Source organism: Bradyrhizobium sp. UFLA05-125, assembly GCF_059803515.1.
Map to the genome: position 1 here is coordinate 16035 of NZ_JBANBJ010000012.1, position 13467 is coordinate 29501.

The following is a 13467-nucleotide window of genomic DNA, read 5'->3' on the forward strand; positions in this document are numbered from 1 at the left end:
TGGACAAGGGTCAACCTGGGGCCTCGCTCCGATATGGCACCTTCACTTCATCGCCAGCGTCCCCGATCCTCGCGGGCTCAGCAACGGCCACTTCGGCGACCGCTGGATGCCCGCGGCCCTATCCTCTGGGTTAGCCCTTTCAAGGTGTTAAAACGAAGGCCCGCCAGAAGCGCGCGCCGGACTTACCTCGAACCTGCCGAATGAACTTGCGATGGCAATCACAGCAGAACTGAGCTCTCTATCGCCTCAACTGGCTCTATCAACGTCGTCCAGCCCAATTCTCCTTCACCCAGAACCCATTCCGGCATCTCTCTCGCCGCCAGTTCTAGCTTGAGGTCCCAGGCCAGCGGCTCGCGCAAGATGGCACTCATAAGACGGCAAAGGATGGCGTGGGCCTCCCGAGCGGGCAGCAGCGACAAAAACTGCTGCTTGCTGAGCGGACCGAGGCGAAGCCGAAATTTGCCCACTATGTCCGGCATCGTTTCGCCAGCAAGAGTATCAAAGCCGAGCTGAATACCGGGACTACCTAGACGCCACTGCGCTTCTGGCGGAATATCGATTTCGCGCCAGATGAATTCTTCAATCCGAGTCGGAACGCCCAAGTGGCTGGAAATGACGCCGGCTACGAGCTGTGCCGACCGGCTGTACAAGGCAAGCTGACCTGCATGAGGCAGCAACCGGGCCCGCCATTCCCGGTCATCAGCTGTGTTTTCTGCGGGCATGAGCCCAAAAAGCGCACCGACCAGCACCGAGATCGCGTCTGTTGCTCCCTCCTCGAAACGCAAATAGTGGCGATAGTACCTCCAAATTCGCAGCAGCAGGCTAATGAGACGGTGATTGAAAAAGTCGAAAAACTGGCCGAGCGCTCCAGTGCCGTCCCCATGCATGACGCGTTCGGTAAAAAAGGGGGGCAACGGCGAGGATGGGCCGTGCAGCCCCAGGAAATTGACAAACAGCTCCAGCCGCTTGCCGGCCTTGACTTGGCTGATCTTCGCGATCTCTTCGGCGGGAAAGCCGAGCATTGGCGCCGCGCGGAAGCGCACGGCCTCGCGACCGGGATCGTCGGTGGATCCGATTGGTGGAGCATCGCTGAAGCGCCGTTCAAGAAGGGCTGCGAGAGAGAAAAATCCGTAAGTCGCGAGCTCCTTGACATCGTCGGGCGCGGTCAGAACGGCGTGATCTGTCCGATTCTCGCTGGCCATGTGTAGTGCGCGTTGCTCTCCGTGCCATGGATCGAAAACCGGTGCAGCATGTTGATGCCGGCGAAGGCGGCGAGGAAGCCGTCGAGTACCGAGCCCAATAGGAATAATTCGCCCTCACTGCCGATCTTGCTGTCGGCCACGGCCAATTCGATGTTGCGCATCCGGATCGGGGCGCCGCGCACCACATGATCGGTATCGGTGGTCACGACCCGGTCGAGGCCCTCGAGTAACAGCTCCAGGCGACGGCGCGCCTGACGGTCGTACACCGCTCGAAAATCGTAGCTGGAAATAACAGTCCGCAAGGCATCGATATTGACCATGGAGCCGTAATTGCGCGCCAGATTGGCCGTCAGGCGCCGCAACAGGCCGGCATTGATCGGTGGTGGCACCTCTGCAACGACACCGGTAATGTTGGAAAAGGTGACGGAACGAGGCGTGTCGGAGGAAGGCTGGTCCACCGCACCAACCGGCAGCCGCTCGGCGATAGGTCCGTTGGAACAGGTCAATCGAAGCGAGACGACATCGATCGGCGGATGTTGGGCGATGTCGAGCCGATCAACGAAACTCACATAGTGATCGATGCCTCGGCCGACTACTGCGGGGCGAATGCGCTCGCGAAAGTAAGCCCGGTTGCGACCCTCGCCAGGCAGATCGTGGCGCAACAGACCGAACGGCTCGAATTCGACGCGTACGGGGTGTCCTTGCACGTGGCCGGTCACGCGATCGACGGACCGGATGCTGAAGTTGGGTCCCCCGGAGGAAAGCACGCGATATTCCGTTTTCTTCCGCTCCAGGCGGATCGGCGCCCCCTCGTGACTGAAAACATTGATGGCCGGCGTGCAGTTCAAACGAATCTGATCTTTGCTTACGCGCAATTGCGCGGGGAACGGACGGTGAAACTCGATGCTGAGCTTGCATTCGCTCTCCGTCTTGGCCCCGGCCGGATCGAGACCGGACAATTCGACGTAGAGGAATTTCGAGGGATAACTCAGATATTCTTGAATGATCCGGAATCCTGAGAATTCGTTAGATGGCCAGGGCAAAACCGCCTCATCATCGCCAAAACCGACCGGCGTGATCTGTGTTGGCCCGATGGCGGCAACGACCTGTTCATCCGCCACGGTGACCGTCGCTGCCGTGACGTGTCGGCACAGCCAGGTCAATAGACAGCGCCCTACTTGCGGCTCTCGTTCCGTCGAAAAGAAGAGACGGAGCCGGCCCTTTCGAAGACATGACAGGTTTTGTCGACCGGTTGCCTTGATAGCTAGGGTAAGGCGAGCCGAACTCGTCCGGTTTTCTAGCTCGACGTCATTAATCTCCAGCGGCAGTACGTCAATTGGATAACAGGTGACAAACGCGCAACCGGTTCCCTCAATCGGACGGGAGCGGATGCTTGTGCCGGCAGGAACGTTCACGCTCACGGTGCTCGCCGATGGCTTCACGGCAAATGCCAGCGTCGTGATGGGCGGCAGGGGTTGAAGATATTGTGGCCATACCATCCGCAACAGGTCATGGACGAATTCTGGAAACTCGTCGTCGAGCTTCTGGCGCAGCCTTGCCACGAGGAAGGCAAAACCCTCCAAAAGCCGCTCTACGTCCGGATCGGTCGCATCACGCCCGAGAAAGGGAGCGAGCTCCGGATTGGCCTCTGCGAAGTCGCGGCCAAGCTCACGCAAATAGGATAGCTCATCTTCGTAATACGGGTTGAGGGCCACCGCTTCAGCCCCGCAAGAGGACGCGCCGGTCGTCGCTCAAGATCGTATCGAACGAGACACGCTCGACCTGGTCGTCATAGTTCACCATTGCGGTTACGTGGAATGTCAGCTGTAACGGCTTGTCGGGATCGGTGTGAAAGCGGATCGAAACATTCCCCAGTCGGGGTTCGAACGTCTCGATCTCCTGCTTGAGCGCACGAGCGACCTCGCGAACCGCATCGGCGCCATGCCCGATCGCGTCGTTTAGATCCGGCATCCCGTAGTCGGGCCGCGTCTCGCAACAACCCTGGCGCGAGTTCAAGATCCGGCGCAGGCTTTCGAGGATACTCGCTTGGAGGCGGGTGAACGAAAAATCATTCCGTGACGGAACCAAGGTCACGGCAGCTTCTTCCAAGCGCTCAATAAGACTGCGGTCGAACATCCACTGCCCAGGCCTTTATTGCTTGTCGAGCCTGCCCTTTAGCGTCAAGGCAAAATCCGCGCCCATGTACTTCAAGTGTGGGACGACAGATATGCCGACGCGATACCAGCCCGGTTCGCCTTCGACATCTTCAACGGCGATCTCCGCCTTGCGCAAGGGACGGCGCGAGCGGACATCTGCCGACGGATTCTGCTGGTCGGAAACGTACTGGCGGATCCAGTTGTTGAGCTCGCTCTGCAGCTCTTCCCTGCTTTTCCACGAGCCGATATTCTCACGCTGCAGCACCTTGATATAGTGTGCGAACCGGTTGATTATGAACATATAGGGCAGCTGGGTACCAAGCTTGTAGTTGAGCTCGGCTTCCTTCCCTTCCTGGGAGTTGCCGAAATACTTCGGCTTCTGCACGGAATTGGCCGAGAAGAAGGCAGCGTTGTCCGAGCCCTTGCGCATGGTCAACGCAATGAAGCCCTGTTCGGCGAGCTCGAACTCGCGCCGGTCCGAGATGAGCACCTCCGTAGGTACTTTACTTTGCAACTGTCCCATCGATTCATAAGTGTGCAGATTGAGGTCCTCCACCGCTCCACCTGACTGTGGGCCGATGATGTTTGGGCACCAGCGATACTTGGCGAAGCTTTCGGTCAGACGGGTTGCGAAAGCAAAGGCGCCGTTACCCCACAGATAGTTATCCGTCTCGCCATCCGAAGCTTCCTGATAGTTGAAACTCTTTACTGGAATCGTCTCGGGTCCATAGGGCAAGCGCAGCAGGAAGCGCGGTAGCGTCAAGCCGAAATAGCGAGCGTCCTCGCTTTCGCGGAACGAACTCCACTTGGCATATTTCGGCCCCTCAAAAATCGATTGCAGGTCCTTGAGATTGGCGATCTCCTCATGTCTTTCGACGCCGAACATCTCAGGCCCGGCTGAGGCGATGACAGGCGAATGCGACATGGCGCCCACCGCGCTCATGTAGCGCATGAGCTTAATGTCTTGGCTCGAACTGGCAAATTCGTAGGCCGATATCATGGATGCGACAGGCTGGCCGCCAAACTGGCCAAACTCAGCTGTGTAGACGAGCTTATACAGACCGGACTTGACGATCTCCGGGCTGTCTTCGAAATCGGTGAGCAGCTCATCCTTGCTGACGCTGAGAAGTTCTACCTTGATGTTCTGACGGAAATCGGTTCGGTCGACCAAGAACTTGAGGCCGCGCCAAGCTGACTCGAGCTTTTGGAACTCATCGGTATGCAGCACAGCGTCCAGCTGAGCCGAGATCTTGCGATCGATCTCCGCGATCATCTGATCGATGAGCTCGTTGTTGACCATCCCATCGGCCCGCTCCGGTTTGACGAGCTCGGCAAGGAACGCCGCGACACCCCGACGGGCGAGGTCGTACCCCTCGTCGCGCGGTGTGATTTTGGTTTCGACGAGAACCTGATCAAGCAGCGAAAGCTCATTAGTCGTAGTGGCGACTTCGGCTGGTTGCTGCGCGCTTGCATCGGCCATAACACCGCCACTCATATCACTCACTCCGGCTTACTGGTGAGCTCGCCGACGAGCTGCGGCCGCGCACCGTCGTCTTCGAGCAAGTTCTGGATGGCTTTACGGAAGTTAGGCATGTTGCCAAGCGGGCTTTTCAAAGCAATCAAGGCTGCGCGCAATTCGGTCAAAGCTCGAACTTCTGAAATTTGTTGCGCGACACGCTCGGGCTCGAAATCTTTCAAGCTCTCAAACTTCAGCGTTACTGACAGCTTGCCGGCCTCAGGCGATTCGTCGAGCTTGTTCTCGGCCAAGATGTCGACGCTCAGTTCCTTCCCTTTAACGATCTCGTTAAAGTTGTCCTTGTTGATATCGACGAGTTCTCGGTCCTCAATGGGACAGTTATCGTCCCGTCCGGTGAAGTCGCCCAAGACCATTAGCTTGAGCGGCAGCTCGACATCCTCCTTGAGGTTGCCGGTTGCCGGCTTGAAGCGGATATTAACGCGCTCCTTCGGAGCGACTGAGCTTTCCTGTGCCATACCAGCTCCCGTTGCCCATTGGCTTCGACCAACTCAGCCGCTACCGAGGCGGCTCGCCCGTGCGATGTCGATCCGTGCTGCTCGAGTTCGGATCTGCTCCAGCGCGAGGCGACGGCGAGGCTCGTCGATCATCTGTTGCGACTCGGAATGGGTCATTGCGCGGAAGCGCAGTTCAGCAGCCTCAAGCGCAAGCGCAGGCTCCCAGCTTTCCAGGTCGCGCATAGCGACAACCCCTTCGATGTGCTCGAGCAGCGGGATGGCAGTCGTGACGAATCCGGTCTCGACGCAGAAACGTGCTTGTGCAAGATGGCCGACGAAACGCGCACGTTCGCCGGTCGCGCCATCCAGCGCACGCGACAGCCTCTCCAGCGCCGCCTGCCGCTGCCCCCCGCTGACGAGCTTGTATGCGTCAGCGACCGCTTGCTCCGCGAGATCAGGGCTCGTCGTCGCGTCTATCACCGCGGCGGCCCAGGCACGCGTTTCGTCATCTGCAAACGGCCTGCCGTTGTTGAAATGAAACTCCAAGATGCGCGGATAGCGTGTAACCAGCATGGTCACCGCCCCGCGTACCACCGAGGCCGCCGTCTCAAATGACGGCCCCATTTGCTCCAGCGCCTCGGCTGCGTGCCGGTGAGCGTCGAGCCAGAACGGTCCCGTCCAGGCGATCTCTTCGGACAAATTCACGACATCGGCCTGCTGACCGGCCACCACTTTTGCTTCTAACGCGACGATGCTATCGGCGGGCGGAAATACCTCGGTGCGGCCACCCGAATCGGGCGGGAGCGCGTCGAAACGCATCCACGAGCCGACGCGATTGAGCAAATACGCCTTCGGGTTTGCTGGCGAGGCGAGGCGCATGGCGGCAGCTGCCTGTCGGAGCATATCCGGCAAACGCTCCGCAAAGTCGGCCCAGTCATCGACGCCGGGCTGTAAAGCCAGATCCGGCGCCGCCTGTTGAGTCGCGCCAGTCAGCGGCGAGGCCTCCGCTCGCGCGGCCGAGGTCTCTTCGAAAGCACAGAACCCGTCAGCCACACGATCCGCCGCCTCGGCGGCTGCGCGTTTGGCTTCCTCGTAATGCGGCTTCAGCGCCCGGGAAAGCTCGCCCAAGGCAACGTGCTCGTTGACCAATTTCTCGCCGAACTGCTGATCAAGATCATCAAGCGCTTCATAGGCGGCGAGCACCGCAGGATAATCGGCTTCGGCCGCCGCATTTTCGGCCACCGCCAGCCCAAGGCGACCGACGAGCCAATCGACCGCTCCAACCCGTGCTCGGTGCCGCTTGATCGGGGGATAGAGTCCCTCCCAATGTGCGTCCACCATGCCACGCAAGATTGCTAATCCCACGGCAAGACCCTGATATCCCTCGATGCGAAAGAGACCATAGACAGCCCAACAGGCAATCAGAATGTCTTTTGACTGGTTCGCCAGGATATGAAGCGATAGCTTATTGACTTTCTGCCAATCAACCGCGGCTGGTCCGTCGGCATCCATACGCCGCACCTCCGCTTCGAGCTGCTCAAAGTCGGCCGCTTCACGGACGTCAGCACCGGCTGGCACGGCGCCCGGCACAGGCGCGGCGCCGTAGAGCGCGCGCGCATCGGCGGCGGCACAAGCCGCTATGCCCGTGCGTTCGATCACGGTGAAAAACTCGTGCGCGGACACGCGCTGAGGCGCGTAGCGGCGTTGGAGCGGTCGAATTCATATCCGCCGCTTCCAGTGAACTGAGAAGCGTGACTCTTGTATGCCATCACTCCGACTCGTTATGAAGGCGATGCTGGATGCCCCCCTTCAAGGCTCGTGCCAATTGTGGGTGCTTGATTTGTAAGAATATCTGCTCGTGTCGACCCGACAGCCTGTCGCAACTTCGACAGTCGGCATCGGAGACGCTTGAGCTCGACCTCGCAGGTGCTTGCTTAGAGGGAGTTATTGAGCTCCGTAGATAAATCCCTAGCTCCAGGTTTGCTCCTGAAACACTGATTCACGGCAATTATTGTGCAAGTTGAGGTGGCACCATAATCCGAGTCAACGGCGTGAGCCCCATGCGTTAATTCGACCACTCGAACAGCTCGACCAAGCCGAAGGGTCCGACAATGCGAGGAAGCTAAGGGTCGCGCCCCGCCCGAGGCTCCAGCAAAGAAGATTGTCTCGATCGGACATTGAAGCAGCGATGACAGAATCGGCGGGCAAATCGACTCTGATCGAACGTATGTTTTTCAATTCTGCCCCAACGATCGCACGCTTCATGATTGTCAGGACGGCACTGGCGACGCCACGCATCAATTCGACCGCGACATAACATTTTTGCGCCTCAGTCAACTACCAACGCCAGCAATTGATCTACATGACAGAAGCGTGTCACCTATCGTTTGATGAACGTCGGTAGGTCCAACGTGACCTGCAAGGAATTCGGCATGCAACATCAACCACAATATGTATTCGATAACGGACCTAGCCGGTCGGCTGTCTCGTCGTCCGTAGAAATGCTGCGCGCTCTGGTCTGCTCCAATAGCGAGCTCTCGTTCCTCATGGAAGCGCATGACGGACTCTCTGCCGCGATCGCCAAGCGTGCAGGATTCAAAGGTCTCTGGGCGTCGGGGCTGTCGATTGCCACCTCTCTCGGCTACCGCGATGCCAACGAAGCTTCATGGAGCCAGTTCGTCGACGTTGTCGAGCGCATCGTGGACTCGGCCGAGCTTCCTGTGCTAGTTGACGGCGATGGCGGCTTCGGGAACTTCAATAATGCACGCCTCTTGGCACGCAAGCTCCGTCAGCGTGGCGCAGCCGGCATCGCACTCGAGGACAGCTGTTTTCCCAAGATGAACTCATTTGTTGGCGAGAAGCGTCCCCTCGCCGATATCAATGAATTCTCCGGCCGTCTGCGGGCCGTGAAGGATACAGTTTCGGACGACCTGGTCCTCGTTGCTCGGACCGAAGCCCTGATCGGCGGCTATGGAATGGACGAAGCACTTTTGCGCGCTCACGCTTACGCTGACGCGGGAGCCGATGCGATTCTTATACACTCACGAAAGAGCAGCGCGGACGAGATCCTTTCGTTTGTGAGTGCCTGGCAGAAGCGGCTGCCGGTCGTCATCGTCCCCACGAAATACTTCCGAACACCGGTCTCAGCATATCGCGATGCCGACATCTCGACAGTGATCTGGGCGAACCACTCCATGCGAGCCGCAACGGCAGCAATGCGGCAAGTCTGCGATGAAATCATGGTCGAGCAAGGCATTGCCGGCGTTGAGCCACGTATCGCGACACTCGAAGAGGTCTTCGCGCTGTTGGGGTACGACGAACTCGCCCGTGCGGAAGCGCGATATCTGACTCCCCGATGATCTATGGAAGTCGTTTCTTACGCACACAACAACATACTCGTTACTGGATGCTGCCATGCAGCCGACTGCCCGATCGCGACGCTCCATTGCCGCCTCGCACGTTCCTTGCTCTCCCAATACATACTGGAGATTTCATAAAATGGCGTCACAGTTCGCAGGTAGCCGCTCTGTGCATTTCCGCGTGTTGGCTCGATCAGCTCACTTATCCAGCGGATTCATTTCTCTCGGAAAACGACCGACGCGGAGCATGAGTTGTTTCGTTTGAGCCGTTAGGTTACTTTTTGGAAAGGCTTCCGGCAGATTTTACGCCACCGCGGTAACCATAAGCGGCATTTTGGATCGAAGGAAACGGCATGTTGGCGCAACGGACAGCCCTGCTCAAACCGTCGAGCACCGCCACGGCAAGGGCCACTGCCAAAGCAGCTGCCGCGAAGGGCGCGGAAATTATCGATTTAACTGCCGGAGAGATCTGGGCCGATATAGCACCATCGGTGCGCGAGGGTGCAATCGCCGCGATCAGCAACAACCTCAACCGCTACACCGACACGATCGGTTTGATGGAGTTGCGCCATGCGCTAGCTTGCAAAATTTCCGCCGAGACCGCTCACCCCTGGTCGGCAGACGAAATCGCGGTAACAAGCGGCGCCAAACAGGCTCTCTTTAATGCGGCGATGGCGATTCTAAATCCCGGCGACGAAGTGCTCATCCCCGCTCCTTACTGGACTACGTTCCCGGCGCAGATAGTCGTTGCCGGCGGCACGCCGGTCTTTATCGAGACGCGCGATAGCAATTTTGTGCCGAGACTTACGGACCTCGCGGCGGCCGTTACCTCAAAGACTAAAGCGGTCGTGGTCAATACGCCGAATAATCCGACCGGCGCGATCTACGACCGCGACATTCTTGCTGGTATTGCCGAACTCGCCATCGACCGGGATCTCTGGATCATTTTCGATGAATGCTACGGAGCTTTCGCCCATGCCCCACATACCCATCATCCGATCGTTTCTGTCGCCCCCCAGGCACGCGATCGCATTTTGATTGTCAACTCGTTTTCCAAGTCGTTGGCCCTTGCTGGCTGGCGGATTGGCTATCTCGCTGGCCCCAAGGCGGTCATCAGTGCAGCTAAGGCGCTACAAAGCCATACCACGTCCAATCCCAATGTCATTGCACAGTATGCGCTGCTCCATTACCTGGAGCGCGGTGATCCAGCGTTCCAACTGCAGTTGCAAAGCCACGTCGCCAACGCGCGAGCGCGCGGGCTGTCGATTTTTTCAGCGCTGACATCGGTGCCCTTGCCCGCTGCACAAGGTGGATTTTACTTCTATCTTGACCTTACCGAATTGCTGCGGCGCGCCAAGCATAATGGCCGAGAATTCAACGCCGATGACGTTGTTAACGCCTTGCTGATGGATGCAGGTGTCGCAACTGTTTCCGGCACCGCCTTTGGCGACCCCGCCGGGGTTCGACTCTCCTACGGCATCGATCTCGAATTGCTCGAAAATGGCTTGCAGCGTCTGACCGCGACGCTGAACGAACTGACCTTCGCCTGGCGAGGTGTCTATAATTGAGGAGGGTTGCCATAATGCCCGAAATTGCAAGCAAAGCCGCAGGCCCCGTAGCGGGGCTCGGTTCGCGCATGAGGCCTCCGACCGGGATGCGGACCGCCCTGATCACATATCTGCAGCCTGAGAAATTGGAATGAGAACAATATCCGTTTCGCACCAAGCAAGCGCAAAGGGAGACCCATTTCATCCCTTCCTCCCTAAGTCGGATAGCTGCATTCCAGATGCAGTGGTTCTGCCTTTTTGGCCGCCGTCACAGCGATTCGACTGAGATTCGGAAAGTGTTACCTCAACTGCAGCCAACGAACATCGTGAGCATGATGGCCCGAAGTCAGATAGCGCTCTTATCCAGCACGTGTTCGTCGTTGCCCTCGGCATTCGCAACGACTTGCCGCCGGAACTTTATAGACAGGGGACCGTCAGAGCCATCAATGCTTAGAAGAACGATACTTATCACGCGACGATGAAGGGGCATGAAATGACGGCCAACGCTCCCAAGAAAGCGATCATTCTCGCCGCGGGCTTCGGATCCCGCCTTCGCCCGCTGACCGATCTACGCCCCAAACCGCTAGTCGAGGTCAACGGCACTCCGATTCTATACAACGCCCTGCGCAATCTGCAAGCCGTGGGCGTGAAAGAGGTGACCATCGTGGTCGGTTACCGGAAGGACGCCATTCAATATGCCTGTGGCAATTGTTTTGACGAACTCGACATCAACTATGTCGAGTCAACCGTTTTCGATCGCACTGGAAGCGCCTATTCTCTGTGGTTGGCGCGCGACGCACTTCTCTCCGCAGACTGCATTCTTCTCGAGGGCGACGTTTTCTTCGAACCGCAAGCATTACGTTACTTAATGGCCAGCCAAGCGCCCGACGTAGCTGCAGTAGCTCCCTTCGGTGAATTGATGGAGGGATCTGCAGTAGAGTTGTCGGATAGAGGCTTCATCTCAGGTTTCCGCATGAAGCAAACCGCAGGAACTCTTGTCGCAGGTGGCCCAAGACTTTTCAAGACGATGAACCTTATGCGATTCTCGGCGACGACCCTCGGGGCAAAGATCGTCCCAGCGCTGGATGACATCATCGGATCCGGATCTACGCAGGCCTACACTGAGGAGATTCTTGCCTATCTGGTAGAAAGGCGTGGCTTACAGCTCGCAGCGGCACGATGCGACGATGTCAGGTGGTATGAAATCGACAGTACGGAAGATCTGCGCATCGCCGAGCGCATTTTTGCAAACAGAAGCGCCCTCGCTCCCGCCGCGTCGGCTACAGTCTAACGTGGGGATCTAATGCTAAAATACCTCTGGGATCCAGCGAATGCCGTGACTATCGCAGGTCTTCTTTTTTCTTCCGCCGGCCTATTCCTTGCTCTGTCCACACACCTTGACCTAGCCGTGGCAGTGGCCCTCTGGGCAGTCCTGTCAGACCATCTCGACGGCGTTGTGGCGGCTCGCACGAAGAATCGAGCCCCAGACGTCGCAAAAATGGGAAAGTACCTCGATGGATTCGCCGACATTATTTACGGTGCCGTTTTGCCCTCTGCTATTGTAATCCAGCTCACCCACGCCTCACTCCTTTCCCTGGCGACCGCAAGCGCGCTACTCGTGGCAGGAGCAATTAGGCTTAGCTACTTTGCGAACTTCGGCAAGTCGTCCGATGAGCGCTTCCTGGGTGTGCCCTTATCATATGATCTACCCTTACTGGCCCTCTTGTTCCTTCTCAAGCCCGTCATCCCTGCTGCAGGATTTTCAAGCGTCGTTAATGTCTGCTTCTTGCTGCTCGCGGTCGCTCACGTGTCATCTATTCGCGTGCCATCACCGAACACCGCAACGTATGCGGCAATTAGCATCTTCGTCGTCGTGTCGTCGCTGGTCTTAGCCTTTCGTTCCGCTTGATCAGCGCGTGGCAGAGAAGGACACGTTGTGGGGAGGCAAACGATCGTACCAAGTGAGCCTTTTCGTGGTGCGGGGCTTTACTACGCACGATACAAGATATCTTATCCAGAGTCTTTCCAGATATTGGCTCCGGTTTGCTGTAGCCGACAAATGGTCTGCTCTCGATCTGGCTGCCGGCACGGAACGGATTGGAATTTCCTTGCCGCGCTTGGTTGCGGACACACTTTCCGTAGACACGAGCGACGAAACGGTCAAGGAAGGAAAGCGAACAGTGGCGACCCTCAGGTGTCGATATCCGTAGACTTGAGCCCACCAATATTGTCATTTGATATCGTGACAATCGAGATAGCTGCTCCTGGACGGACGAGCGACGGTGACGGCAGGTCTAGCTCAAATGCTTAAGAGGATGGCTGAGAGCCGAGCGAATGGCACAATCCGATGTTGAGCAACATCAAAGAGTTGGCAACTTTCGGGCAGATCCTGAAGTCGTTTGGCACGCTGAGGCTGGTGCATGCAAAATGCGCGATAGGATTTGCGCCGCCGTCAACTACTTCCTTTGGTAATTGATCTAGAAGAGAAAGGTATGGCAACTACGCGATGCGTCCCTTCCTATTCAACCAAGCACTCTCGGCTAATCGACATGCGATATCCATCACGATCTGTGCCGCGAACGGCCTTCATCGAAATCCCAACTACCGCCTGCTGACATGCCGCGCGCTCACGCTTGCTTCAACCGCAACCTCTTCTTCCTCTTGGAAGCGTATCCTGGGCACGGTGCCGCAATCGCCGCTGACGCAAATTTCGAGACGCGAGTAACCCCTCTACGGCTTTAGCCGATCACTCTCTTTGAACAACTGGTGGCCAGAACAATGAGATGAACAGAGCCAGCCCACGAACGTGGCGAGTCAACCTTCGTGGTAGCCGCCTGCTACCCGCGGCACCTTATCCAGATGACCTCTTCGGATCACTAGTTCGGGCTTGCGAGTGGCTTGCAACCTCACCTTTAGCAGCCATACGGCTCAATGCGTCAATCCAGAATTCTCATTCAAACTCCCAAGGCAACTACCATGACGATCCAGTACAGTCGACATCCGTTGCGGGAGAGGTTTCCTAATCTAGAGAGATGACCCGCACGATGGCGCCGACATCGCCAGGATGGCCCAAATATTGAAAGAAATCTCATCTGCATGCCAGCTCGATCGTACGCTGGAGCTCTTGGGTTGGTCTTCGTCCACCGATGCGGTTTGGTAGGGGTGTCTCATCGTAATGGTCGACAGACAAAGGGGCCTATTGTTGTCTCGCACTTCGCGACTCTGAGGGTAC

Annotated in this window: 10 protein-coding genes; 4 read left to right on the forward strand and 6 right to left on the reverse strand. The window is 57.6% G+C overall.

What is annotated here, in order from left to right; genetic code table 11:
* Nucleotides 1-218: 218 nt before the first annotated feature.
* Genes tssG through tssA form a run of 6 tightly spaced genes read right to left on the reverse strand, consistent with a single transcriptional unit; the run spans nucleotide 219 to nucleotide 6988 of the window.
* Nucleotides 219-1202: a type VI secretion system baseplate subunit TssG gene (tssG, locus tag SO156_RS14055; protein WP_498535186.1), complete on the reverse strand. Its 984-nt coding sequence runs from the start codon at nucleotides 1200-1202 to the stop codon at nucleotides 219-221.
* Nucleotides 1166-2917, reverse strand: a complete 1752-nt coding sequence (tssF, locus tag SO156_RS14060) for a type VI secretion system baseplate subunit TssF (RefSeq protein WP_498535187.1) — start codon at nucleotides 2915-2917, stop codon at nucleotides 1166-1168. Before tssF ends, tssG begins: the two co-directional genes overlap by 37 nt.
* A gap of 4 nt (nucleotides 2918-2921) precedes the next feature.
* Entirely contained in the window at nucleotides 2922-3338 is a 417-nt protein-coding gene (tssE, locus tag SO156_RS14065) for a type VI secretion system baseplate subunit TssE (protein ID WP_498535188.1), read from the reverse strand.
* 15 nt (nucleotides 3339-3353) lie between these two features.
* Nucleotides 3354-4853 carry a type VI secretion system contractile sheath large subunit gene (gene tssC, locus SO156_RS14070; protein WP_498535189.1) on the reverse strand — a complete coding sequence of 500 codons (1500 nt, stop codon included), beginning with the start codon at nucleotides 4851-4853 and terminating at the stop codon, nucleotides 3354-3356.
* 5 nt (nucleotides 4854-4858) lie between these two features.
* A complete protein-coding gene (gene tssB / locus SO156_RS14075; protein WP_498535190.1) occupies nucleotides 4859-5350 on the reverse strand; it encodes a type VI secretion system contractile sheath small subunit in 492 nt (163 codons plus the stop codon).
* Nucleotides 5351-5383: 33 nt separating this feature from the next.
* A complete protein-coding gene (tssA, locus tag SO156_RS14080; protein ID WP_498535191.1) occupies nucleotides 5384-6988 on the reverse strand; it encodes a type VI secretion system protein TssA in 1605 nt (534 codons plus the stop codon).
* An 842-nt stretch (nucleotides 6989-7830) separates the two neighbouring features.
* Here tssA and aepX point away from each other — a divergent pair.
* The 4 genes from aepX to SO156_RS14100 all read left to right on the forward strand — a co-directional run bounded on the left by aepX (nucleotide 7831) and on the right by SO156_RS14100 (nucleotide 12144).
* A complete protein-coding gene (aepX, locus tag SO156_RS14085; RefSeq protein WP_498535291.1) occupies nucleotides 7831-8688 on the forward strand; it encodes a phosphoenolpyruvate mutase in 858 nt (285 codons plus the stop codon).
* Nucleotides 8689-9041: 353 nt separating this feature from the next.
* Entirely contained in the window at nucleotides 9042-10256 is a 1215-nt protein-coding gene (locus SO156_RS14090) for an aminotransferase class I/II-fold pyridoxal phosphate-dependent enzyme (protein WP_498535192.1), read from the forward strand.
* Between the two features lie 472 nt (nucleotides 10257-10728).
* Nucleotides 10729-11526 (forward strand): phosphocholine cytidylyltransferase family protein, encoded by a 798-nt coding sequence (locus SO156_RS14095; protein WP_498535193.1) that lies wholly within the window; start codon nucleotides 10729-10731, stop codon nucleotides 11524-11526.
* Between the two features lie 12 nt (nucleotides 11527-11538).
* Nucleotides 11539-12144: a CDP-alcohol phosphatidyltransferase family protein gene (locus SO156_RS14100; protein WP_498535194.1), complete on the forward strand. Its 606-nt coding sequence runs from the start codon at nucleotides 11539-11541 to the stop codon at nucleotides 12142-12144.
* The last annotated feature ends 1323 nt before the right edge of the window (nucleotides 12145-13467 follow it).